20 protein-coding genes are annotated in these 24,557 nt (G+C 70.6%); 18 read left to right on the forward strand and 2 right to left on the reverse strand.

Annotation, left to right across the window (positions count from 1 at the left end; genetic code table 11):
• Positions 1 to 98 precede the first annotated feature (98 nt).
• The 4 genes from secD (at position 99) to EV567_RS26655 (ending at position 6,293) form a co-directional block, all read left to right on the forward strand.
• Complete coding sequence (secD, locus tag EV567_RS26640; protein WP_207228861.1) at positions 99 to 1,895, forward strand: protein translocase subunit SecD; 1,797 nt, start codon at positions 99 to 101, stop codon at positions 1,893 to 1,895.
• Positions 1,896 to 1,898: 3 nt separating this feature from the next.
• Positions 1,899 to 3,011, forward strand: a complete 1,113-nt coding sequence (secF, locus tag EV567_RS26645; RefSeq protein WP_130444483.1) for a protein translocase subunit SecF — start codon at positions 1,899 to 1,901, stop codon at positions 3,009 to 3,011.
• Positions 3,008 to 3,547, forward strand: coding sequence for an adenine phosphoribosyltransferase (locus tag EV567_RS26650; protein WP_130444485.1), 540 nt, complete (start codon positions 3,008 to 3,010; stop codon positions 3,545 to 3,547). Before secF ends, EV567_RS26650 begins: the two co-directional genes overlap by 4 nt.
• Before the next feature lie 208 nt (positions 3,548 to 3,755).
• The gene (locus EV567_RS26655) at positions 3,756 to 6,293 is read left to right on the forward strand and encodes a bifunctional (p)ppGpp synthetase/guanosine-3',5'-bis(diphosphate) 3'-pyrophosphohydrolase (protein ID WP_130444487.1); all 2,538 of its coding nucleotides are present in this window, start codon (positions 3,756 to 3,758) and stop codon (positions 6,291 to 6,293) included.
• A gap of 60 nt (positions 6,294 to 6,353) precedes the next feature.
• Here EV567_RS26655 and EV567_RS26660 read toward each other — a convergent pair whose 3' ends face one another.
• On the reverse strand, positions 6,354 to 7,583 hold the full coding sequence (locus EV567_RS26660; RefSeq protein ID WP_130444489.1) for a DUF349 domain-containing protein: 1,230 nt from the start codon (positions 7,581 to 7,583) through the stop codon (positions 6,354 to 6,356).
• 143 nt (positions 7,584 to 7,726) lie between these two features.
• Positions 7,727 to 8,542, reverse strand: coding sequence for a peptidylprolyl isomerase (locus EV567_RS26665; RefSeq protein ID WP_130444491.1), 816 nt, complete (start codon positions 8,540 to 8,542; stop codon positions 7,727 to 7,729).
• Between the two features lie 180 nt (positions 8,543 to 8,722).
• Here EV567_RS26665 and EV567_RS26670 point away from each other — a divergent pair, with 180 nt between their 5' ends.
• The 14 genes from EV567_RS26670 to aroB all read left to right on the forward strand — a co-directional run bounded on the left by EV567_RS26670 (position 8,723) and on the right by aroB (position 24,373).
• Positions 8,723 to 9,433: an MBL fold metallo-hydrolase gene (locus EV567_RS26670; RefSeq protein WP_130444493.1), complete on the forward strand. Its 711-nt coding sequence runs from the start codon at positions 8,723 to 8,725 to the stop codon at positions 9,431 to 9,433.
• Between the two features lie 11 nt (positions 9,434 to 9,444).
• On the forward strand, positions 9,445 to 10,707 hold the full coding sequence (gene hisS / locus EV567_RS26675; protein ID WP_130444495.1) for a histidine--tRNA ligase: 1,263 nt from the start codon (positions 9,445 to 9,447) through the stop codon (positions 10,705 to 10,707).
• A gap of 184 nt (positions 10,708 to 10,891) precedes the next feature.
• Positions 10,892 to 11,551: a vitamin K epoxide reductase family protein gene (locus tag EV567_RS26680; protein ID WP_130444497.1), complete on the forward strand. Its 660-nt coding sequence runs from the start codon at positions 10,892 to 10,894 to the stop codon at positions 11,549 to 11,551.
• Positions 11,552 to 11,594: 43 nt separating this feature from the next.
• Positions 11,595 to 12,950, forward strand: a complete 1,356-nt coding sequence (locus EV567_RS26685; protein ID WP_130444499.1) for a replication-associated recombination protein A — start codon at positions 11,595 to 11,597, stop codon at positions 12,948 to 12,950.
• Between the two features lie 277 nt (positions 12,951 to 13,227).
• A complete protein-coding gene (gene rpsD / locus EV567_RS26690) occupies positions 13,228 to 13,842 on the forward strand; it encodes a 30S ribosomal protein S4 (RefSeq protein ID WP_015661793.1) in 615 nt (204 codons plus the stop codon).
• A gap of 205 nt (positions 13,843 to 14,047) precedes the next feature.
• The gene (locus EV567_RS26695; protein WP_130444501.1) at positions 14,048 to 14,488 is read left to right on the forward strand and encodes a DUF948 domain-containing protein; all 441 of its coding nucleotides are present in this window, start codon (positions 14,048 to 14,050) and stop codon (positions 14,486 to 14,488) included.
• A gap of 16 nt (positions 14,489 to 14,504) precedes the next feature.
• Entirely contained in the window at positions 14,505 to 14,867 is a 363-nt protein-coding gene (locus EV567_RS26700; RefSeq protein WP_130444503.1) for a hypothetical protein, read from the forward strand.
• Complete coding sequence (gene alaS / locus EV567_RS26705) at positions 14,867 to 17,539, forward strand: alanine--tRNA ligase (RefSeq protein WP_130444505.1); 2,673 nt, start codon at positions 14,867 to 14,869, stop codon at positions 17,537 to 17,539. The genes EV567_RS26700 and alaS overlap by 1 nt, the downstream gene beginning before the upstream one ends.
• 35 nt (positions 17,540 to 17,574) lie before the next feature.
• Positions 17,575 to 18,039, forward strand: coding sequence for a Holliday junction resolvase RuvX (gene ruvX / locus EV567_RS26710; protein ID WP_130444670.1), 465 nt, complete (start codon positions 17,575 to 17,577; stop codon positions 18,037 to 18,039).
• 122 nt (positions 18,040 to 18,161) lie between these two features.
• Positions 18,162 to 19,985 (forward strand): endolytic transglycosylase MltG, encoded by a 1,824-nt coding sequence (gene mltG / locus EV567_RS26715; RefSeq protein ID WP_130444507.1) that lies wholly within the window; start codon positions 18,162 to 18,164, stop codon positions 19,983 to 19,985.
• Positions 19,986 to 19,989: 4 nt separating this feature from the next.
• Positions 19,990 to 20,841 (forward strand): shikimate dehydrogenase, encoded by an 852-nt coding sequence (locus EV567_RS26720; protein WP_130444509.1) that lies wholly within the window; start codon positions 19,990 to 19,992, stop codon positions 20,839 to 20,841.
• Positions 20,842 to 20,893: 52 nt separating this feature from the next.
• A complete protein-coding gene (locus EV567_RS26725) occupies positions 20,894 to 21,373 on the forward strand; it encodes a hypothetical protein (RefSeq protein WP_242621014.1) in 480 nt (159 codons plus the stop codon).
• Positions 21,374 to 21,545: 172 nt separating this feature from the next.
• Positions 21,546 to 22,730 (forward strand): chorismate synthase, encoded by a 1,185-nt coding sequence (aroC, locus tag EV567_RS26730; RefSeq protein WP_130444511.1) that lies wholly within the window; start codon positions 21,546 to 21,548, stop codon positions 22,728 to 22,730.
• Positions 22,727 to 24,373 (forward strand): 3-dehydroquinate synthase, encoded by a 1,647-nt coding sequence (gene aroB / locus EV567_RS26735; RefSeq protein WP_130444513.1) that lies wholly within the window; start codon positions 22,727 to 22,729, stop codon positions 24,371 to 24,373. Before aroC ends, aroB begins: the two co-directional genes overlap by 4 nt.
• Positions 24,374 to 24,557 lie beyond the last annotated feature (184 nt).

The following is a 24,557-nucleotide window of genomic DNA, read 5'->3' on the forward strand; positions in this document are numbered from 1 at the left end:
CGGGTGCGCGCATCTCGCACATAGGGGATCCCGACACCATGTCATGGCCGCCGCCGCGCTGACCCGGCGCGAGACGGCCCGAGAGGGAGTACGAGAAGGTGGCAGCACCTAAGAAGGGCCGGAGCGCGAATGCCCAGAGCAAGCCGGGGCGCTCGCTGGCCCTGATCCTGATCGCCATCGTGGCGCTCACCGGGGGGATGTTCCTCTCCGGGCACACGAAGCCGAGGCTGGGCATCGACCTGGCCGGCGGCACCAGCATCACGCTGGCGGCGAAGGCCGACCAGGGGTCCGCGATCAACAAGGCCAACATGGACACCGCGGTCGAGATCATGAACCGTCGTGTCAACGGCCTGGGCGTCACCGAGGCGGAGGTGCAGACCCAGGGCGACAGCAACATCATCGTGAACATCCCCAAGGGCACCGACTCCGAGGAAGCCCGGGAGCAGGTCGGCACCACCGCGAAGCTGTACTTCCGCCCGGTCCTGGCCGCCGAGCCCACCGGCCCGGCCGCCGGCGGCTCGCCCAGCCCGTCCGCGAGCGGTTCCGCCGGCGCTTCGCCGAGCCCGTCCGCGAGCGGTTCCGCCGGCGCCTCCGGGGGCGAGAAGGCCTCCTCTCCCGCGTCGCCGTCGGCCTCGTCGGGCGCCTCCTCCTCCGCGAGCCCGCAGGGCCGCGCCCTCACCGACGGCCTGAAGGCCGACGCCACGCCGTCCGCCTCCGCCAAGGCGAGCACCGGCGCCTCCGCGAGCCCCTCCGCCCCCGCGAGCGCCGCCACCGGTGACGCGGCGGCGCAGGCGCAGTACGCGAAACTCGACTGCTCCAAGCCGGACGTCCGCGCCAAGGCCGGCGACAACGCCAAGCCCGACGCCGCCGCCGTGGGCTGCGGCGAGATCAAGGGCGTCTGGTACAAGTACCTGCTCGGCCCGGCCGCCGTGGACGGCACCGAGGTCAAGAAGGCCCAGGCCGTCTACGACACCCAGACCGCCGCCGGCTGGCAGGTCACCATGGAGTTCAACTCCAAGGGCGCGAAGAAGTTCGCCGACATCACCGGCAAGCTGGCGCAGAACCAGGACCCGCAGAACCAGTTCGGCATCGTCCTGGACGGCGAGGTCGTCTCCAGCCCGTTCGTCAGCTCCTCCATCACCGGCGGCCAGGCCCAGATCTCCGGCAGCTTCAGCCAGGACGAGGCCCAGAGCCTCGCCAACATGCTGTCCTACGGCGCCCTCCCGCTCTCCTTCCAGGAGCAGAGCGTGACCACGGTGACCGCGGCGCTCGGCGGCGACCAGCTGCACGCCGGTCTCCTCGCCGGCGCCATCGGCCTCGCCCTCGTGGTGATCTACCTGGTGCTCTACTACCGCGGGCTGTCCGTGATCGCGATCGCCTCGCTGCTGGTCTCCGCGGCCCTGACCTACGTCCTGATGTCGCTGCTCGGCCCGGCCATCGGCTTCGCGCTGAACCTGCCGGCCGTCTGCGGCGCCATCGTCGCCATCGGCATCACCGCGGACTCCTTCATCGTCTACTTCGAACGGATCCGGGACGAGATCCGCGAGGGCCGCTCCCTGCGCCCCGCGGTCGAGCGGGCCTGGCCGCGCGCCCGGCGCACCATCCTGGTCTCCGACTTCGTGTCGTTCCTCGCCGCCGCCGTGCTGTTCGTCGTCACCGTCGGCAAGGTCCAGGGCTTCGCGTTCACGCTGGGTCTGACCACCGTGCTCGACGTCGTCGTGGTGTTCTTCTTCACCAAGCCGCTCATGACGCTGGCAGCGCGCCGCACCTTCTTCTCGGGCGGCCACAAGTGGTCCGGCCTCGACCCGAAGAGCCTGGGTGCCCAGCCGCCGCTGCGCCGCACCCGCCGTCCCGCCGGTCCCGCAGCCGGCCCCGTCGAGACGAAGGAGGCCTGATCGATGTCGAAACTCGGCAACCTCGGCGCCCGACTGCACCGTGGCGAGGTCAGTTACGACTTCATCGGCCACCGCAAGCTCTGGTACGGCATCTCGATCCTGATCACCATCACGGCCATCGTCGGCCTGGCGGTGCGCGGCCTGAACATGGGCATCGACTTCCAGGGCGGCGCCGTCTTCACCACGGCGAAGAACACCTCGGTCTCCGTCTCCGAGGCGGAGCGCGCCGCCGAGGAGGCGGCCGGCCACGAGGCGGTCGTGCAGAAGCTCGGCGACGGCTCGCTGCGCATCCAGATCGCCGGCATGGACACCAAGGAGTCCGACAAGGTCAAGAAGGCCCTCGCCGAGGACTTCGACGTCGACTCCGAGGCCATCGCCGCCGACCTGGTCGGCCCCAGCTGGGGCGACCAGATCGCCGCCAAGGCCTGGCAGGGTCTCGCGATCTTCATGGTGCTGGTCGTGATCTACCTGGCGATCGCGTTCGAGTGGCGCATGGCCATCGCCGCGCTCGTCGCCCTGATCCACGACATCACCATCACCGTCGGCATCTACGCCCTCGTCGGCTTCGAGGTCACCCCGGGCACCGTGATCGGTCTGCTGACCATCCTCGGTTACTCGCTGTACGACACGGTCGTCGTCTTCGACTCCCTCAAGGAGCAGACGAAGGACCTCACGAAGCAGACCCGCTTCACCTACAGCGAGGTCGCCAACCGGTCGATCAACGGCACTCTGGTCCGCTCCATCAACACCACGGTGGTCGCCCTGCTGCCGGTCGCCGGCCTGCTGTTCATCGGCGGCGGCTTCCTCGGCGCGGGCACGCTCAACGACATCTCGCTGTCGCTGTTCGTCGGCCTCGCGGCCGGCGCCTACTCGTCGATCTTCATCGCCACGCCGCTCGTCGCCGACCTCAAGGAGCGCGAGCCGCAGCTGAAGGCCCTGAAGAAGCGGGTCCTGGCGAAGCGTGCCCAGGCGCCCGCCGGTGAGGAGTTCACCCAGTCCCACGACGGCGAGGCGCACGGCGCCGAGCCGGAGGACGCGGCCGCCGTCGTCGGCCCGCGATCCCAGCCCGCGTCCCGCAGCCGGGGCCGCGGCCGACCCTCGGGGAAGCGCCGATGACCGACGTGAAGGAACTCCTGCTCAGCCGCATCCGGGACGTGGCCGACTACCCCGAGCCGGGCGTGATGTTCAAGGACATCACCCCGCTGCTCGCGGACCCGGCGGCGTTCACCGCGCTCACCGACGCGTTCGCCGAGATCGCCGTGCGCACCCGCGCCACGAAGATCGTCGGCCTGGAGGCTCGCGGCTTCATCCTGGGCGCCCCGGTCGCCGTCCGGGCCGGGATCGGCTTCATACCGGTCCGCAAGGCCGGCAAGCTCCCCGGAGCGACCCTCGCCCAGGCCTACGACCTGGAGTACGGCTCGGCGGAGATCGAGATCCACGCCGAGGACCTCACCGCCGACGACCGCGTCCTGATCGTCGACGACGTCCTCGCCACCGGAGGCACCGCCGAGGCGTCGATCCAGCTCATCCACCGAGCGGGCGCCCAGGTCGCCGGTGTCGCCGTCCTGATGGAGCTCGGCTTCCTCGCCGGCCGGTCCCGCCTGGAGCCGGCTCTGGCGGCCGCGCCCCTGGAGGCGCTGCTCACCATCTGAGACAGCGTCCGGGACGCCGTCCGAGGCGGAACACGACGCGAACGCGATACGAACAGGGGGCGGGCCCGGAGGAATCCGGCGCCCGCCCCTCGTGTTGCACGGGTAGACCGCTCTCACACCGGACTGGAGGCGATCTGGAGGCCCGGCATCGCTACGATGGGTGCTCCGGAGCCTGACCGGGGACCCGGATCGCGCACGAGGAGTCCTCTTGCCAGACGAGGCCCAGCACCTGACCGCCGCCAAGCCCGAGTCCGCCTCGGAGCCCACGGCCACGCCCGCGTCGCACGCGCACGACGACGCCCGCGGGCCGGTCGAGCACGACCGCTCCGCGCCCGTCGACAAGCCCGCCGGGGAGTCCCGCCCCAAGCCGGCCCCGCCCGAGCGGCCCGAGCCCGCCCCCGTCTCCCGGCAGGCCGCCGCGCAGCCGCCCGCCCGCTCCGGCTCCTCCAACCGCGTCCGCGCCCGCCTCGCCCGGCTCGGCGTTCAGCGCGCCAACCCTTACAACCCGGTCCTGGAACCGCTGCTGCGGATCGTCCGCGGCAACGACCCGAAGATCGAGACGGCCACGCTCCGCCAGATCGAGAAGGCCTACCAGGTCGCCGAGCGCTGGCACCGCGGCCAGAAGCGCAAGAGCGGCGACCCCTACATCACCCACCCCCTCGCGGTGACCACCATCCTCGCCGAACTGGGCATGGACCCGGCCACCCTCATGGCGGGCCTGCTCCACGACACCGTCGAGGACACCGAGTACGGCCTCGACCAGCTGCGCCGCGACTTCGGCGACACCGTCGCCCTCCTCGTCGACGGCGTCACCAAACTGGACAAGGTCAAGTTCGGCGAGGCCGCGCAGGCGGAGACCGTGCGCAAGATGGTCGTCGCGATGGCCAAGGACCCCCGCGTCCTGGTCATCAAGCTCGCCGACCGCCTGCACAACATGCGCACCATGCGCTACCTCAAGCGCGAGAAGCAGGAGAAGAAGGCGCGCGAGACCCTGGAGATCTACGCGCCGCTCGCCCACCGCCTGGGCATGAACACCATCAAGTGGGAACTGGAGGACCTCGCCTTCGCGATCCTCTACCCCAAGATGTACGACGAGATCGTCCGCCTCGTCGCCGAACGCGCCCCCAAGCGCGACGAGTACCTGGCCATAGTGACCGACGAGGTCCAGGCCGACCTGCGCGCCGCCCGCATCAAGGCCACCGTCACCGGCCGCCCCAAGCACTACTACAGCGTCTACCAGAAGATGATCGTCCGCGGCCGCGACTTCGCGGAGATCTACGACCTGGTGGGCATCCGCGTCCTCGTGGACACCGTCCGCGACTGCTACGCGGCCCTCGGCACCGTGCACGCGCGATGGAACCCGGTCCCCGGCCGGTTCAAGGACTACATCGCGATGCCCAAGTTCAACATGTACCAGTCGCTGCACACGACGGTCATCGGCCCCAACGGCAAGCCCGTCGAACTGCAGATCCGCACCTTCGACATGCACCGCCGCGCCGAGTACGGCATCGCCGCGCACTGGAAGTACAAGCAGGAAGCCGTCGCCGGCGCCTCCAAGGTGCGCACCGACGCGCCCAAGTCGTCCGGCAAGGGCAAGGACGACCACCTCAACGACATGGCGTGGCTGCGCCAGTTGCTCGACTGGCAGAAGGAGACCGAGGACCCCGGCGAGTTCCTGGAGTCCCTGCGCTTCGACCTGTCCCGCAACGAGGTCTTCGTCTTCACGCCCAAGGGCGACGTCATAGCGCTCCCGGCCGGGGCCACGCCGGTGGACTTCTCCTACGCGGTCCACACCGAGGTGGGCCACCGCACGATAGGGGCCCGGGTCAACGGGCGTCTGGTGCCCCTGGAGTCGACCCTCGACAACGGCGACCTGGTGGAGGTCTTCACCTCCAAGGCGGCCGGTGCCGGACCGTCCCGGGACTGGCTGAACTTCGTCAAGTCGCCGCGGGCCCGCAACAAGATCCGGGCCTGGTTCTCCAAGGAGCGCCGCGACGAGGCGATCGAGCAGGGCAAGGACGCCATCGTCCGCGCGATGCGCAAGCAGAACCTGCCGATCCAGCGCATCCTCACCGGCGACTCGCTGGTGACGCTCGCGCACGAGATGCGGTACTCGGACATCTCCGCGCTGTACGCGGCGATCGGCGAAGGCCACGTCTCCGCGCAGAACATCGTGCAGAAGCTGGTGCAGGCCCTCGGCGGCGAGGAGGCGGCCACCGAGGAGATCGACGAAGCGGTCCCGCCGTCCCGCACCCGCGGCCGCAAGCGGCGCAGCAACAACGACCCCGGGGTCGTGGTCAAGGGCGTCGACGACGTGTGGGTCAAGCTCGCCCGTTGCTGTACGCCCGTCCCCGGCGACCCGATCATCGGGTTCGTCACGCGCGGCAGTGGCGTATCGGTTCACCGCAGCGACTGCGTCAACGTGGAGTCACTGTCCCGCGAGCCCGAGCGCATCCTCGACGTGGAGTGGGCGCCGACGCAGTCCTCGGTCTTCCTGGTCGCCATCCAGGTCGAGGCCCTCGACCGCTCCAGGCTCCTGTCGGACGTCACCCGCGTCCTGTCCGACCAGCACGTCAACATCCTCTCCGCCGCCGTCCAGACCTCCCGCGACCGGGTCGCCACCTCCCGCTTCACCTTCGAGATGGGCGACCCCAAGCACCTGGGACACGTGCTGAAGGCCGTACGCGGCGTCGAGGGCGTCTACGACGTCTACCGGGTCACCTCGGCCCGTCGGCCGTCCGACTAGCCCTCAGAGCACGCGAAGAGGCCCCCGCACCTCGGGTGCGGGGGCCTCTTCGCGTGCGTGTCAGCCGCCGAACTCCTGCAGGCCCTTCAGCGCCTGGTCCAGCAGCGCCTGACGGCCCTCCAGCTCGCGCTCCAGCTTCTCCGCCTTCGCGGAGTTGCCCTGGGCGCGCGCCTGCTCGATCTGGCCCTTCAGCTTGTCGACCGCGGCCTGGAGCTGACCGGTCAGACCCGCGGCACGCGCACGCGCCTCCGGGTTCGTCCGGCGCCACTCGGCCTCCTCGGCCTCCTGGATCGCCCGCTCCACCGCGTGCATCCGGCCCTCGACCTTCGGCCGGGCGTCGCGCGGCACGTGGCCGATGGCCTCCCACCGCTCGTTGACCGAACGGAACGCGGCCCGCGCCGCCTTCAGATCCGTCACAGGGAGGATCTTCTCGGCCTCACCGGCCAGCTCCTCCTTCAGCTTCAGGTTCTCCGACTGCTCGGCGTCCCGCTCGGCGAAGACCGAGCTGCGGGCGGCGAAGAACACGTCCTGGGCGCCGCGGAAGCGGTTCCACAGGTCGTCCTCGTGCTCGCGCTGGGCGCGGCCCGCCGCCTTCCACTCCGCCATCAGCTCGCGGTAACGCGCCGCCGTCGGGCCCCAGTCCGTCGAACCGGACAGCGCCTCGGCCTCGGAGACCAGCCGCTCCTTGGTCCGGCGGGCCTCCTCGCGCTGCGCGTCCAGCTGCGCGAAGTGGGCCTTGCGCCGCTTGGAGAACGCCGAGCGGGCGTGCGAGAAGCGGTGCCACAGCTCGTCGTCCGACTTGCGGTCGAGCCTCGGCAGGCCCTTCCAGGTGTCCACCAGGGCCCGCAGCCGCTCACCGGCCGCCCGCCACTGGTCGGACTGCGCCAGCTGCTCCGCCTCCGCGACCAGGTCCTCCTTGGCCTTGCGGGCCTCGTCGGACTGCTTGGCGCGCTGCTGCTTGCGCTCCTCGCGGCGCGCCTCCACCGTCGCCACCAGCTTGTCCAGCCGCGTCCGCAGCGCCTCCAGGTCGCCGACCGCGTGATGCGCGTCGACCTGCTCGCGGATGTGGTCGATGGCGACCTGGGCGTCCTTCGCCGACAGGTCGGTCGTCTGGACTCGCTTCTCGAGGAGGCCGATCTCGACAACCAGGCCCTCGTACTTGCGCTCGAAGTAGGCGAGCGCCTCCTCGGGGGAGCCCGCCTGCCAGGAACCGACGACCTGCTCGCCGTCGGCCGTACGCACGTACACGGTCCCCGTCTCGTCGACGCGGCCCCACGGGTCGCTGCTCACAGCGCCTCCTCCACATGATGCCGACGAGGGGCTTTCGAGCCCCCGGGCATCGTCCACAGTTTCGTCACGGCCAACATAGGCGACCGGCGGGCCGCCTGTCCGCATCCAGCGCCACCGAAATTGCCCGGTCGGCCGCCTTGACGTCAGGACTTCGAGACCGTCGCCTTGTCGATCACGACCGTCGCGTTCGGGGCGCCGTCACCGGCTCCCGTGTTCTCACCCGCGGCGGCGATCTTCTTCAGCACCGCCATGCCCGATTCGGACACCGTACCGAACGGTGTGTAGCTGGGCGGCAGCGGACTGTCCTGGTAGACGAGGAAGAACTGGCTGCCGCCCGTGTGGGGCTGGGAGGTGTTCGCCATGGCGACCGTGCCCGCCGGATACACGTTGTTCTTCAGGCTCGCGTCCTTCAGGTTCTCGTCCGGGATGGTGTAGCCCGGACCGCCGCTGCCGCTGCCCGTCGGGTCGCCGCACTGGAGCACGTAGATCCCGTTGGTGGTCAGCCGGTGGCACTTGGTGTGGTCGAAGTACCCCTTGGAGGCGAGGAAGTCGAAGGAGCTCACGGTGTGCGGGGCCGCCGACGCCTTCAGCGCGATGTCTATCGCGCCGCAGGTCGTGTCCAGCTTCATCGTGTACTTGGCCGACTTGTCGATGGTGACCGCCGGCTCCTTCTTCCAGGTCTCCTTCTTGACGGAGCCCGCGGCCGGCTTCGCGCACGGGTCGGCGGCCTTGCTGGGCGAGGGGGCCGGGCTGGCCTCGGAGCTCGCCTTCGCCTTGTCGTCGTCCTTGAGGACGCCCGTGGTGTAGAGCGTCAGGCTGCCCACCACGATCACGCCGAGCACGGACGCGATCACCGAGTTGCGCACACGCGCCTTGCGCCGCGCGGCCGTGCGGCGCTGCTGCTGCCGCAAGAACTTCTCCCGGGCGAGCTGCCGCTTGCGCTGTTCCTGGGTGACCACCGGGTTCTCTCCTCATGCGTCTCGTACATCGACGGGTACGCGTGCGTCTGGTGAGCCGTCCGCCTGCGTGTGCCCCGTACCGTATATGGGTTCGCTGAGGAAACGGCAGCGCCGGTAGGCTCTGACGACGGGCGCAGTCGCTCGCAAGCCCACCCGTACCGATACAAACGAAGGACGATCGTGCTCATTGCCGGGTTCCCCGCCGGTGCCTGGGGGACGAACTGTTATCTCGTCGCCCCCGCCGCCGGTGAGGAGTGCGTGATCATCGACCCGGGCCATCAGGCGGCCCCCGGAGTCGAGGAAGCGATCAGAAAGCATCGGCTCAAGCCCGTCGCCGTCGTCCTCACCCACGGCCACATCGACCATGTGGCCTCGGTCGTCCCGGTGTGCGGCGCGCACGACGTGCCCGCCTGGATCCACCCCGAGGACCGGTTCATGATGAGCGACCCCGAGAAGGCGCTCGGGCGGTCCATCGGAATGCCGCTGATGGGCGAGCTGACGGTCGGGGAGCCGGACGACGTCCGGGAGCTGTCCGACGGCGCGAAGCTGGAGCTGGCGGGCCTGGAGCTGTCCGTCGCGCACGCGCCGGGGCATACCAAGGGGTCGGTGACCTTCCGGATGCCCGAGACCGCGGACATCCCGTCCGTGTTCTTCTCGGGTGACCTGCTGTTCGCCGGCTCCATCGGACGCACCGACCTGCCCGGCGGCGACATGGCCGAGATGCTCGACTCGCTGGCACGCGTGTGCCTGCCGCTCGACGACTCGACCGTGGTGCTGTCCGGCCACGGCCCCCAGACGACCATCGGCCAGGAGCGCGCCGCCAACCCGTATCTGCGGCAGGTGGCGGCCGACGGCCAGGGAGCACCCGAGGCTCCCCGACGAGGAATGTGACGAGACCTTCCGTGAGCACCTTTCAGGCCCCCAAGGGCACGTACGACCTTCTGCCGCCCGACTCCGCCCAGTACCTCGCCGTCCGTGAGGCGATCGCCGCGCCGCTGCGCAACTCCGGATACGGCTACATCGAGACCCCCGGCTTCGAGAACGTGGAACTCTTCGCGCGCGGTGTCGGCGAGTCCACCGACATCGTGACCAAGGAGATGTACGCCTTCGAGACCAAGGGCGGCACCAGGCTCGCCCTGCGCCCCGAGGGCACCGCCTCCGTGCTGCGCGCCGCACTGGAGGCCAACCTCCACAAGGCGGGCAACCTCCCCGTCAAGCTCTGGTACTCCGGCTCGTACTACCGCTACGAGCGCCCGCAGAAGGGGCGTTACCGCCACTTCTCCCAGGTCGGCGCCGAGGCGATCGGCGCGGAGGACCCCGCCCTCGACGCCGAGCTGATCATCCTGGCCGACCAGGCCTACCGCTCGCTCGGGCTGCGCGAGTTCCGCATCCTGCTCAACAGCCTGGGCGACAAGGAGTGCCGGCCGGTGTACCGGGCCGCGCTCCAGGACTTCCTGCGCGGACTGGATCTCGACGAGGACACGCTGCGCCGGGCCGACATCAACCCGCTGCGCGTCCTCGACGACAAGCGCGAGTCGGTGCAGAAGCAGCTCGGGGACGCCCCGCTGCTGCGCGACTACCTGTGCGACGCGTGCAAGGCCTACCACGAGGAGGTCCGCGAGCTGATCACCGCGGCGGGCGTCTCCTTCGAGGACGACCCGAAGCTGGTCCGCGGCCTGGACTACTACACCCGTACGACCTTCGAGTTCGTCCACGACGGTCTGGGCTCCCAGTCCGCGGTGGGCGGCGGCGGCCGCTACGACGGGCTGTCGGAGATGATCGGCGGCCCCGCGCTGCCGTCCGTGGGCTGGGCGCTCGGCGTCGACCGCACGGTCCTCGCCCTGGAGGCCGAAGGCGTCACGCTGGAACTCCCCGCGTCCACCAGCGTGTTCGCGGTGCCGCTCGGGGAGGAGGCCCGCCGGGTGCTGTTCGCCAAGGTCACCGAACTGCGCAAGCTCGGTGTCGCCGCCGACTTCTCCTACGGCGCGAAGGGGCTCAAGGGGGCGATGAAGAACGCCAACCGGAGCGGGGCGCGGTACACGATCGTCGCCGGTGAGCGGGATCTCGCCGAGGGCGTCGTGCAGTTGAAGGACATGGAGTCCGGGGAGCAGACGGCGGTCGGCGTGAACGAGATCGTGGCCGAGCTGGAGTCGAGGCTGGGCTGAGGGGACGGGCGCGCGGGGGAGTTTCAGCCCCCGCGCGCCCCTTCCCACGTCAACTCGGCGGGCGCGAATTCGTCACGTCGGACGATCCCTCTTTATGTCCACCGAACGGTGGACTCACGCCCGGGTGCGGCACAATGAGCCCTGTCAGAGGAACGTCCAACTCTCAAGTGACGGAATCGGCGTGATGAGCAAGACGACAGTGAAAGCCGTGGACACCGAACCCGAGCCGGAGCGCGCCGAGGCGACCGCGCCGGGCACGGCCGGCGGCAGCCGCGCGTTCGCCCTGCTGCTGATGATCACCGGCGCGGCCGGTCTGCTCGCCGCGTGGGTCATCACGATCGACAAGTTCAAGCTGCTCGAGGCGAAGGTCGCCGGCAAGTCGTTCACGCCGGGCTGCAGCCTGAACCCCGTGGTCTCCTGCGGCAGCGTCATGGAGAGCAAGCAAGCGGCCGTCTTCGGCTTCCCCAACCCGATGCTCGGCCTCGTCGCCTACGGCATCGTCGTCTGCGTCGGCGTCAGCCTGCTCGCCCGGGCCCGCTTCCCCCGCTGGTACTGGCTGACCTTCAACGCGGGCACCCTGTTCGGCGTCTCCTTCTGCGCCTGGCTGATGTTCCAGTCGCTGTACCGGATCAACGCCCTGTGCCTGTGGTGCTCGCTGGCCTGGGTCGCGACGATCATCATGTTCTGGTACGTGACCTCGTTCAACATCCGCAACGACTTCCTCCCGGCCCCGCGCTGGCTGAAGAGCTTCTTCGGCGAGTTCACCTGGGTCCTGCCGGCACTGCACATCGGCATCATCGGCATGCTGGTCCTCACCCGCTGGTGGGACTTCTGGACCAGCTGACCGTCCCGGAGGGATTGTCAGTGCGGTGTTTTAGGGTTTCAGCGTGGAGCCCGACCTGTTCACCGCCGCAGCAGAAGACCGCCAGGAGAAGGAGCCCGCCGGCAGCCCCCTGGCGGTGCGGATGCGTCCGCGCACCCTCGACGAGGTCGTGGGCCAGCAGCACCTGCTCAAACCCGGCTCACCCCTGCGCCGCCTCGTCGGCGAGGGCGCGGGCGGCCCCGCCGGCCCCTCCTCGGTGATCCTCTGGGGCCCGCCCGGCACCGGCAAGACCACTCTGGCGTACGTCGTCTCCAAGGCCACCGACAAGCGCTTCGTCGAGCTCTCCGCGATCACCGCCGGCGTCAAGGAGGTCCGCGCGGTCATCGACGGCGCCCGCCGCGCCACCGGGGCCTACGGCAAGGAGACCGTCCTCTTCCTCGACGAGATCCACCGCTTCAGCAAAGCCCAGCAGGACTCCCTGCTGCCCGCGGTCGAGAACCGCTGGGTGACGCTCATCGCGGCGACCACCGAGAACCCGTACTTCTCGGTCATCTCCCCCCTGCTCTCCCGCTCGCTGCTGCTCACCCTGGAACCCCTCACCGACGACGACGTGCGCGGTCTGCTGCGGCGCGCCCTCACCGACGAACGCGGCCTCGGGAGCGCCGTCACCCTCCCCGAGGACACCGAGGAGCACCTGCTGCGGATCGCCGGCGGCGACGCCCGGCGCGCCCTCACCGCCCTGGAGGCGGCGGCCGGGGCCGCCCTCGACAAGGGCGAGACGGGGATCGCCCTCGCCACGCTGGAGGAGACGGTCGACCGGGCCGCGGTGAAGTACGACCGCGCCGGCGACCAGCACTACGACGTCGCCAGCGCCCTCATCAAGGCCATCCGCGGCTCCGACGTCGACGCCGCCCTGCACTACCTCGCCCGCATGATCGAGGCCGGCGAGGACCCCCGGTTCATCGCCCGCCGCCTGATGATCTCCGCCAGCGAGGACATCGGCCTCGCCGACCCGAACGCCCTGCCCATCGCCGTGGCCGCCGCCCAGGCCGTCGCCCTGATCGGCTTCCCCGAGGCCGCGCTCACCCTCAGCCACGCCACCATCGCGCTCGCCCTGGCCCCCAAGTCGAACTCCGCGACCACCGCGATCGGCGCCGCCCTGGACGACGTGCGCAAGGGCCTGGCCGGTCCGGTACCGCCGCATCTGCGGGACGGGCACTACAAGGGCGCCGCCAAACTGGGGCACGCCCAGGGCTACGTCTACCCGCACGACCTGCCCGAGGGGATCGCCGCGCAGCAGTACGCGCCGGACGAGATCAAGGACCGCGAGTACTACGCCCCGACCCGGCACGGCTCGGAGGCCCGGTACGCGGACGCCGTTGAGTGGACCAGGAAGCACCTCGGTCGGAAGCGGTCCTGAGCACCCTGTAAACTCTCCCGAAGTGCTGTGTCCCGTGCTGTCAGAACGGGACGGTCAGCCGGAACCCCAACGGGTTCCAGGAGCGTCGCGCACCGTTCGAATGGTGTCGCGGGCAGCCCACCACCTTCACGGTAGGTGGGCCACTCGCGTGCTGCACGTATGTGCCCAGACCAGGGAGCGGCTGCCCGTCGAGTCCACCAGGGCGCGAAGGGTTTCCCCGGCTGCGGATGCGACCTCCCTCAACCCTGACGAGCCGAACACTGAGAAATGAGAGATCGTGGCGAACCAGTCCCGCCCCAAGGTCAAGAAGTCGCGTGCGCTCGGCATCGCGCTGACCCCGAAGGCCGTCAAGTACTTCGAGGCCCGTCCCTACCCGCCGGGTGAGCACGGCCGCGGCCGCAAGCAGAACTCGGACTACAAGGTCCGTCTGCTCGAGAAGCAGCGTCTGCGCGCGCAGTACGACGTGTCCGAGCGCCAGCTCGTCCGCGCCTACGAGCGTGCCTCCAAGGTCCAGGGCAAGACCGGTGAGGCCCTGATCATCGAGCTGGAGCGTCGTCTCGACGCCCTGGTCCTGCGTTCGGGCATCGCCCGCACGATCTACCAGGCCCGCCAGATGGTCGTGCACGGCCACATCGAGGTCAACGGCCAGAAGGTCGACAAGCCCTCGTTCCGCGTCCGTCCCGACGACGTCGTGATGGTCCGCGAGCGCAGCCGCGAGAAGACCCTCTTCTCCATCGCCCGTGAGGGCGGCTTCGCCCCCGAGGGCGAGACCCCGCGCTACCTCCAGGTGAACCTCAAGGCCCTGGCGTTCCGCCTGGACCGCGAGCCGAACCGCAAGGAGATCCCGGTCATCTGCGACGAGCAGCTCGTCGTCGAGTACTACGCCCGCTGATCCCCAGCCGGCCGTAGGACCTCCGCGCCCTGGCCCGTCGTCTCCCTGCCCCTCGGGGCGGGCGAGGCGGCGGGCCTTCGCGCACTCCCCTCACGGGCATACCGCGTGGGCCCCTTATCCAGTACGGAACGGCGGCGTCGGCGCGATAGGCTCGGAACCCTGATCGATGTCGTTGATTGTCGCCGAGAGCGGAAGCAGGTGCGCGGTGTCCGGTGGAGAGGTGGCCGGGATCCTGGTGGCCGTGTTCTGGGCGATTCTGGTCTCCTTCCTCGCGCTCGCGCTGGCGAGGCTGGCCCAGACGCTCAGGGCTACCACCAAACTGGTCGCCGACGTGACCGACCAGGCCGTCCCGCTGCTGGCGGAGGCCTCCTCGGCGGTGCGCTCCGCGCAGACCCAGATCGACCGGGTCGACGCGATCGCCTCCGACGTCCAGGAAGTCACGTCGAACGCCCACGCCCTGTCCACCACGGTCGCTTCCACCTTCGGCGGCCCCCTGGTGAAGGTCGCCGCCTTCGGCTACGGCGTGCGCCGTGCTCTCGGCGGCCGCAAGGACGACGTGCCCGCCAAGGAGTCCCGCCGGACCGTGATCGTGGGCCGGACCGTCCCGGCGTCGCGGCGCGGCCGGTGGAACCTCCGTGGAAAGTAGGGACTGAGACCCCTCGATGTTCCGTCGTACGTTCTGGTTCACCTCCGGCGTCGCCGCCGGCGTGTGGGCCACCACCAAGGTCAACCGCAAGCTGAGGCAGCTGACCCCCGAGAGTCTCGCCGCGACCGCCGCGAACAAGGCACTCGAGACGGGAGCGCGCCTCAAGGACCGCGCGGTGGGCTTCGCGCTCGACGTCCGCGACAACATGGCCCAGCGGGAGGCCGAGCTGGAGGAGGCCCTCGGCATCCACGAGGACCCCGAACTCCCCGCGCCCCGGCGGTTCGCCGCCATCGAGCACGACCGCAGCCACCCGAAGCACGTCGAGGCCCCGACGTCTTCGCCAACGAAGCACTCGTACAACCGGAATGAGGACCACTGATGGAGTCGGCCGAGATTCGCCGCCGCTGGCTGAGCTTCTTCGAGGAGCGCGGGCACACCGTCGTCCCTTCGGCGTCGCTCATCGCGGACGACCCGACTCTGCTCCTCGTCCCGGCCGGCATGGTGCCCTTCAAGCCCTACTTCCTGGGTGAGGTCAAGCCGCCCTTCACGCGTGCCACCAGCGTGCAGAAGTGCGTGCGCACGCCCGACATCGAAGAGGTCGGCAAGACCACCCGGCACGGCACGTTCTTCCAGATGTGCGGCAACTTCTCCTTCGGCGACTACTTCAAGCAGGGCGCCATCGAGTACGCCTGGGAGCTGCTCACCGCGCCCCAGGACAAGGGCGGTTACGGGCTCGACCCCGAGCGTCTGTGGATCACCGTGTACAAGGACGACGACGAGGCCGAGCGCATCTGGCACGAGGTCGTCGGCGTGCCCAAGGAGCGCATCCAGCGCCTGGGCATGAAGGACAACTACTGGTCCATGGGCGTCCCCGGCCCCTGCGGCCCCTGCTCCGAGATCAACTACGACCGCGGCCCCGAGTTCGGCGTCGAGGGCGGCCCCGCCGTCAACGACGAGCGGTACGTGGAGATCTGGAACCTCGTCTTCATGCAGTACGAGCGGGGCGAGGGCATCGGCAAGGACAACTTCGAGATCCTCGGCGAGCTGCCGAGCAAGAACATCGACACCGGCCTCGGCCTGGAGCGCCTCGCCATGATTCTGCAGGGCGTGCAGAACATGTACGAGATCGACACCTCCATGGCCGTCATCAAGAAGGCCACCGAGCTGACCGGCGTGGCCTACGGCGACGCCCACGACTCCGACGTCTCGCTGCGCGTGGTCACCGACCACATGCGCACCTCTGTGATGCTCATCGGCGACGGCGTCACCCCCGGCAACGAGGGCCGCGGCTATGTGCTGCGCCGCATCATGCGCCGCGCCATCCGCAACATGCGCCTCCTCGGCGCCACCGGTCCGGTCGTCAAGGACCTCGTCGACACCGTCATCGCGATGATGGGGCAGCAGTACCCGGAGCTCATCACCGACCGCGAGCGCATCGAGAAGGTGGCCCTCGCCGAGGAGAACGCCTTCCTCAAGACGCTGAAGGCCGGCACCAACATCCTCGACACCGCCGTCACCGAGACCAAGCAGTCCGGCGGCACCGTCCTCGCCGGCGACAAGGCGTTCCTGCTCCACGACACCTGGGGCTTCCCGATCGACCTCACCCTGGAGATGGCCGCCGAGCAGGGGCTGTCCGTGGACGAGGACGGCTTCCGCCGCCTGATGAAGGAGCAGCGGGAGCGCGCCAAGGCCGACGCCCAGGCCAAGAAGACCGGCCACGCCGGCGCCGGCGCCTACCGTGAGATCGCCGACAAGGCCGGCGAGACCGACTTCATCGGCTACACCGACACCGAGGGCGAGTCCACGATCGTCGGCATCCTCGTGGACGGCGTCTCCTCGCCGGCCGCCACCGAGGGCGACGAGGTCGAGATCGTCCTGGACCGTACCCCGTTCTACGCCGAGGGCGGCGGCCAGATCGGCGACACCGGCAAGATCAAGGTGGACTCCGGCGCGGTCGTCGAGATCCGCGACTGCCAGAAGCCGGTTCCCGGCGTGTACGTCCACAAGGGCGTCGTGCAGTTCGGCGAGGTGACCGTCGGCGCCAGGGCCCTGGCCTCGATCGACGGCCGCCGTCGCACGGCCATCGCCCGCGCCCACTCGGCCACGCACCTCACCCATCAGGCCCTGCGCGACGCGCTCGGCCCGACGGCCGCCCAGGCCGGTTCGGAGAACCAGCCCGGCCGCTTCCGCTTCGACTTCGGCTCGCCGTCCGCCGTCCCGACGGCCGTGATGACCGACGTCGAGCAGAAGATCAACGAGGTGCTCGCCCGCGACCTGGACGTCCAGGCCGAGGTCATGGGCATCGACGAGGCCAAGAAGCAGGGCGCCATCGCCGAGTTCGGCGAGAAGTACGGCGAGCGGGTCCGCGTCGTCACCATCGGCGACTTCTCCAAGGAGCTGTGCGGCGGCACGCACGTCCACAACACCGCTCAGCTGGGCCTGGTGAAGCTGCTCGGCGAGTCGTCGATCGGCTCGGGCGTGCGTCGTATCGAGGCTCTCGTCGGCGTCGACGCCTACAACTTCCTGGCCCGTGAGCACACCGTCGTGGCCCAGCTCCAGGAGCTGATCAAGGGCCGCCCGGAGGAGCTCCCGGAGAAGGTGTCCGCCATGCTCGGCAAGCTGAAGGACGCCGAGAAGGAGATCGAGAAGTTCCGCGCCGAGAAGGTGCTCCAGGCCGCCGCCGGACTCGCCGGTTCCGCCAAGGACGTACGCGGCGTCGCGCTGGTGGCCGGTCAGGTGCCCGACGGCACGACCGCCGACGACCTGCGCAAGCTGGTCCTGGACGTGCGCGGTCGCATCCAGGGCGGGCGGGCCGCCGTGGTGGCCCTGTTCACCGTCGCGGGCGGCAAGCCGCTCACGGTCATCGCCACCAACGAGGCCGCCCGTGAGCGCGGTCTGAAGGCCGGCGATCTCGTGCGGGCCGCCGCCAAGACCCTCGGCGGCGGCGGTGGCGGAAAGCCGGACGTAGCCCAGGGCGGCGGCCAGAACCCGTCGGCCGTCGGCGACGCCGTCGACGCCGTCGAGCGCCTCGTGGCGGAAACGGCCAAGTGAGCGACGACACGATGACGAGCGGGGACGGCCGGGGCATGCGCCGCGGCCGTCGCCTCGCGATCGACGTCGGGGACGCCCGGATCGGGGTCGCCTCCTGCGACCCCGACGGGATCCTCGCCACCCCGGTCGAGACGGTCCCCGGCCGGGACGTGCCGGCCGCTCACCGGCGGCTGCGGCAGCTGGTCGAGGAGTACGAGCCGATCGAGGTCGTCGTCGGTCTGCCCCGCTCCCTCAAGGGGGGCGAGGGCCCGGCCGCGGTCAAGGTCCGTGCGTTCGCACAGGAGTTGGCGAAGGGCATCGCACCGGTGCCGGTCCGGCTCGTCGACGAGCGGATGACGACGGTGACGGCCAGTCAGGGACTGCGCGCCGCCGGGGTGAAGTCCAAGAAGGGACGCTCCGTCGTCGACCAGGCAGCCGCTGTGATCATCCTCCAACAGGCACTGGAATCCGAACGGGTGTCAGGTACAGCACCGGGCGAGGGCGTCGAAGTGGTCATCTGATCGCGATACGGTAACGTTCCGCGCGATGCGGCGGTGTTCGAACAGCCGCCGCACAAAGAGAGGCGGAACGGCTGCCCGGTCCACAAGCCGCGCGACCGCCGCCTCGCGGCTCTAGGGGATCGATGACTGAGTATGGCCGGGGCCCTGGCTCCGAACCGTGGCATCCCGAGGACCCGTTGTACGGGGACGGCGGATGGGAAGGGCAGCAGGCCCACGCCGGTCATCAGCCTGCCTACGGCGGCCAGCCGCAGCACTACCCGCAGCAGCCGCAGCAGCCGGGATACGGCGACTGGGGCGACGGACAGGCGCAGCAGTACGACCCGCATACGTACGGTCAGCAGCACCAGCAGTCCTACGACCCGCAGCACTACGCCGGTCAGGGCCAGCCGCAGTACCCCGAGCCTGGCCAATACCCGGACCAGAACCAGCAGTTCGCCCAGCAGGGCGGACCGCAGGCGTACCAGGAGGGCGGCTGGGACGGCACCGGCACGCACGCGCACGTGCCGTACGCGGCCGACCCAGGGGACCCGTACGGCCAGCAGGCAACCGCTTACGGCGCCGAGCAGCCCGATCTCTACGGCACGCCGGACGCCTATCCGCCGCCGGAGCCGCCCGCACGCCGGCGCGCCGAGCCCGGCCCCGAGGAGCAGTCGGAGTTCGCCTCAGGTCCGCAGGAGGACGAGCACCCCTTCTTCGCGGGCGACGGGCCCGAGGCGGCGCAGACGGCCGACAGGCCCGGCCGCGGCGCGCAGGGCGACCCGGGCGGCGACGCCGAGGACGACGAGGACGAGCCGGGCGACCGGGGCGGGCGCGGGCGGGGCCGCGGCGGTGCGGCGGGCAAGGGCAGGGATCCCCAGGGCAAGAAGCGCCGCAACGGATTCGCCTGCCTGTTCGTCGTGCTCGTCTTCGGCGGCGGCATCGGCGGGGTCGGCTACTTCGGCTACCAGTTCTACCAGAATCGTTACGGCACGGCCCCGGACTACGCGGGCGAGGGCACCGGCCAGACCGTGAGCATCGAGATCCCCAAGGGCGCGGGCGGCGCCGACATCGGCCGCCGGCTGAAGGACGCGGGCGTCGTCAAGAGCGTGGACGCGTTCGTCTCCGCGATGACGCAGAATCCCGACGGCGGGAACATCCAGGCCGGCGCGTACATCCTGAAGAAGCAGATGTCCGCGAAGAGCGCCGTGGAAATGATGCTCGACCCGAAGAGCCAGGCCAATATGATCGTCGCGCCCGGCCAGCGAAACATCCAGATCTACAAGGTGATCGACCAGAAACTCGGTCTCGCCTCCGGCACCACGCGAAACGTGGCGGAGAAGGAGTACAAGAATCTGGGGCTGCCCGAGTGGGCGAACAGCGACAAGGACATCAAGGACCCGCTGGAGGGCTTCCTCTGCCCGGGCACCTATGCCGCGGCGAAGGGCATGAAGCCCGCGGTGGTGCTCAAGGAGATGATCCGCCGGGCCGACGCCGCCTACGGCAAGTTCGACCTCCAGGCCAAGGCCGCGGCGCTCGACCTGGAGAGCCCGCTGCAGGTCATCACGGTCGCCAGCCTCGTCCAGGCCGAGGGCAAGACCGACGAAGACTTCCGCAAGATGGCCGAGGTCGTATACAACCGCCTCAAGCCCACGAACACCGAGACCAACCAGAAGCTGCAGTTCGACTCGACCTTCAACTACCTGAAGAACGAGAGCAACATCCACATCAGCGAGTCCGAGATCAACAGTAACCAGGACGCGTACAACACGTACACGCAGCGGGGCCTGCCGCCGGGACCGATCGGCAATCCGGGGGCGGACGCACTCGCGGCGACGCTGAATCCGACGAGCGACGGCTGGATCTACTTCGTGGCCACCGACGGCCAGAACAAAACCGAATTCGCAAAGACCTACGCGGAATTCGAGCGGCTGAAGGACAAGTTCAACGAAAGCGCCAAGAAGAACTGAGGCCATGAGCGAGACAGCCACGACGCAGCACGCCCGCCGGCACCGGGCCGCGGTGCTGGGCAGCCCCATCGCCCACTCCCTGTCCCCGGTGCTGCACCGCGCCGCCTACCGGGCGCTGGAGCTCACGGACTGGACGTACGAGCGCTTCGAGGTCGACGAGGCGGCGCTGCCCGCCTTCGTCGACGGGCTCGGCGCCGAGTGGGCGGGGCTGTCGCTGACCATGCCGCTCAAGCGGGCGGTCATCCCGCTGCTCGACGAGGTGAGCGAGACCGCGGCCGCCGTCGAGGCGGTCAACACCCTGGTGTTCACCGAGGACGGCCGCCGTGTCGGCGACAACACCGACATCCCCGGCATGGTCGCCGCGCTGCGCGAGCACGGTGTCGAGCAGGTCGACTCGGCCGCGGTCCTCGGCGCCGGCGCCACCGCCTCCTCCGCGCTGGCCGCCCTGTCCCGTGTCTGCTCCGGCGAGGTCGTCGCCTATGTGCGCAGCGAGGCCCGGGCCGCCGAGATGCGCGAGTGGGGCGAGCGCCTCGATGTCGAGGTCCGTACCGCCGACTGGGCGGACGCGGCCGAGGCGCTCGCCTTCCCGCTCGTCGTCGCCACCACCCCGGCGGGGGCGGCGGACGCGCTCGCCGCCTCGGTGCCGGAGCGGCCCGCCACCCTGTTCGACGTGCTGTACGAGCCGTGGCCCACCGAACTGGCCGCCCGCTGGTCGATGTTCGGCGGCGCGGTCGTCAGCGGGCTGGACCTGCTCGTGCATCAGGCGGTGCTCCAGGTGGAGCAGATGACCGGGCGGGCGCCGGCTCCCCTGGACGCGATGCGAAAAGCGGGGGAGCAGGCGCTCTCCACCCGCTAGGATCCGCTGAGTTCCGCAGGGGGCGGAGTACGGCCTAGGGGGAGTCAGGTACATGACGAACGTGTCCAACGGGGTGCCGCTGGCGTCCGGCAAGAGCGAGATCTTCGAGTTCTTCCTGCGGTTCCTGCCCGAGTGGGCGCAGATCACCGTGATCGGACTCATCCTGCTCCTCGTGGTCGCCTCGTGGATCCTGAAGCTGAAGCGCAAGATCGACCACCGGCGCGCGGTGCGGTCCGGCGTCGCCGCGCACGTCGCCGCCCAGCAGGGGCAGCGCCGGGGCGCGGACTACCTGGGCGCGTACGCCCCGCAGAACCAGCAGGCCCAGCAGAACCAGGCGGGCCCCGCCCCGCAGCCGGCGGCCGCGAACGGCCCGAGCGGCGCGGACTTCCTCGGCGCGTACGCCCCGCAGAACCAGCAGGCCCAGCGGAACCAGGCGGCCCCCGCCCCGCAGCCCGCTTCCGCGAACGGCCCGAGCGGCGCGGACTTCCTCGGCGCGTACGCCCCGCAGAACCGGCGCGACGACGCGCGGTGACCCCGGCGCGTCCAGGCCGCCGTCCGCCTGATGGACCGGCGGCCGGGACGGGGCCGGGGACGTGGGAGGATCGTAGGTGGCGGACCAGGGTCGCGCACCCGGTCCCGCCGTTGCCGTACGCGAGGACCCGCGTACGCAGGGCAGTACCAGGCGCGAGCACTGAGGAGCACCGTTGAGCAGGTTGCGCTGGCTGACCGCGGGGGAGTCCCACGGTCCCGCACTCGTGGCGACGCTGGAGGGTCTTCCCGCCGGCGTGCCGATCACCACGGAGATGGTCGCCGACCATCTGGCGAGGCGCCGGCTCGGCTATGGGCGCGGTGCGCGGATGAAGTTCGAGCAGGACGAGATCACCTTCCTCGGCGGCGTCCGGCACGGACTCTCCCTCGGCTCCCCGATCGCGATCATGGTGGGCAACACCGAGTGGCCCAAGTGGGAGCAGGTCATGGCGGCCGACCCGGTCGACCCCGAGGTGCTCGCCGGACTCGCCCGCAACGCGCCGCTGACCCGCCCCCGCCCCGGCCACGCCGACCTGGCCGGCATGCAGAAGTACGGCTTCGACGAGGCCCGCCCGATCCTGGAGCGCGCCTCCGCGCGCGAGACCGCCGCCCGCGTCGCCCTGGGCGCCGTCGCCCGGTCGTACCTGAAGGAGACGGCCGGCATCGAGATCGTCTCCCACGTCGTCGAGCTGGCCGCGGCCAAGGCGCCCTACGGCGTCTACCCGACCCCCGCCGACGTCGAGAGGCTCGACGCCGACCCCGTGCGCTGCCTGGACGCCGACGCCTCGAAGGCGATGGTCGCGGAGATCGACCAGGCCCACAAGGACGGCGACACCCTCGGCGGCGTCGTCGAGGTCCTCGCCTACGACGTGCCCGTGGGCCTCGGCTCGCACGTGCACTGGGACCGCAGGCTCGACGCCCGGCTCGCCGCCGCGCTCATGGGCATCCAGGCCATCAAGGGCGTCGAGGTCGGCGACGGCTTCGACCTCGCGCGCGTGCCCGGTTCGAAGGCCCACGACGAGATCGTCACCACGGACGAGGGCATCAAGCGCGCCACCGGCCGCTCCGGCGGCACCGAGGGCGGCCTGACCACCGGCGAGCTGCTGCGGGTGCGCGCCGCGATGAAGCCCATCGCCACCGTGCCGCGGGCCCTGCGGACCGTCGACGTGTCCACCGGCGAGGCCTCCCAGGCCCACCACCAGCGCTCCGACGTGTGCGCGGTGCCGGCCGCCGGCATCGTCGCCGAGGCCATGGTCGCGCTGGTCCTCGCGGACGCCGTCGCCGAGAAGTTCGGCGGCGACAGCGTGCCCGAGACCCGCCGCAACGTGCGCTCGTACCTCGACAACCTGCACATCCGATGAGCGGGCCGCTGGTCGTCCTGGTCGGGCCGATGGGCGTCGGCAAGTCCACCGTCGGGCGGATGCTCGCCGAACGGCTCGGGGCCGGCTACCGGGACACCGACGCCGACATCGTCGCGGAGCAGGGCCGCGCCATCGCCGACATCTTCGTCGAGGAGGGCGAGGCCGCCTTCCGTGCCGCCGAGAAGCGGGCCGTGCGCCGCGCCCTCGCCGAGCACGACGGAGTCCTCTCGCTCGGCGGCGGCGCGATCCTCGACGAGGACACGCGCGGCCTGCTGGCCGGGCGGCGCGTGCTGTACCTGTCGATGGACGTCGAGGAGGCCGTCAAGCGCACCGGCCTCAACACGGCCCGCCCGCTGCTCGCCGTCAACCCGCGCAAGCAGTGGCGCGAGCTGATGGACGCACGGCGGCACCTGTACGAGGAGGTCGCCACGGCCGTCCTGCCGACAGACGGCCGCACCCCCGAAGAGGTCACGCAAGCCGCCCTGGACACACTGGAGTTGAAGACTGCATCTCCCGGGGGACAACCCCCGGACCCCCGGCCGGAGGAAGTCATGGCTCAGCAGGTGACGAGGATCAGGGTAGGCGGCAGCGCGGGCTCCGAGGCGTACGACGTCCTCGTCGGCCGTCAACTGCTCGGCGAACTCGCCGCGCTGATCGGCGAGAAGGCCAGGCGGGTCGCCGTCATCCACCCCGAGGCCCTCGCCGAGACCGGTGACGCGCTCCGCGCCGATCTGGCCGAGCAGGGCTACGAGGCCGTCGCCATCCAGGTGCCCAACGCCGAGGAGGCCAAGACCGCCGAGGTCGCCGCCTACTGCTGGAAGGCCCTCGGCCAGTCCGGGTTCACCCGCACCGACGTCGTCGTGGGCGTCGGCGGCGGCGCCACCACCGACCTCGCCGGGTTCGTCGCCGCGACCTGGCTGCGCGGGGTGCGCTGGATCGCCGTCCCGACCACCGTGCTCGCCATGGTCGACGCGGCCGTCGGCGGCAAGACCGGCATCAACACCGCGGAGGGCAAGAACCTCGTCGGCGCCTTCCATCCGCCGGCCGGCGTCCTGTGCGACCTGGCCGCGCTGGACTCCCTCCCGGTCAACGACTACGTCTCCGGGCTCGCGGAGGTCATCAAGGCCGGCTTCATCGCCGACCCGGTGATCCTCGACCTCGTCGAGTCGGACCCCGAGGCCGCCCGCACCCCGGCCGGCCCGCACACCGCCGAGCTGATCGAACGCTCCATCAGGGTCAAGGCGGAGGTCGTCTCCTCCGACCTGAAGGAGTCGGGCCTGCGGGAGATCCTCAACTACGGGCACACGCTCGGCCACGCCATCGAGAAGAACGAGCGCTACAAGTGGCGGCACGGCGCGGCCGTCTCCGTCGGCATGCACTTCGCCGCCGAACTGGGCCGTCTCGCGGGCCGGTTGGACGACGCCACGGCGGACCGGCACCGCAGGGTGCTGGAGTCGGTGGGCCTCCCGCTGCACTACCGGTACGACCAGTGGCCGAAGTTGCTGGAGGCGATGAAGGTCGACAAGAAGTCGCGCGGCAACCTGCTGCGGTTCATCGTCCTCGACGGCCTCGCCAAGCCGACCGTCCTGGAGGGCCCCGACCCGGCGATCCTCCTCGCCGCCTACGGCGAAGTGGGCGAGTAGTCCCGGCGATCCCCTCAAGGGGTCCTTTCAGTGTGCCCGTCCGGGTCGGACACTCATGGTGAAAGGACCCCTGAGCCCGACTCGCTTTTCCCGACGGGCACTTCTGACCGCCCCCGGCCGTTCACCAAACGACGGCCGGGGGCGGTACCGTTCGGAGCGACGCGGGGGTTCCGCGCCCCCGAGG

This window comes from Streptomyces sp. BK239 (assembly GCF_004217285.1).
Classification (GTDB): domain Bacteria; phylum Actinomycetota; class Actinomycetes; order Streptomycetales; family Streptomycetaceae; genus Streptomyces.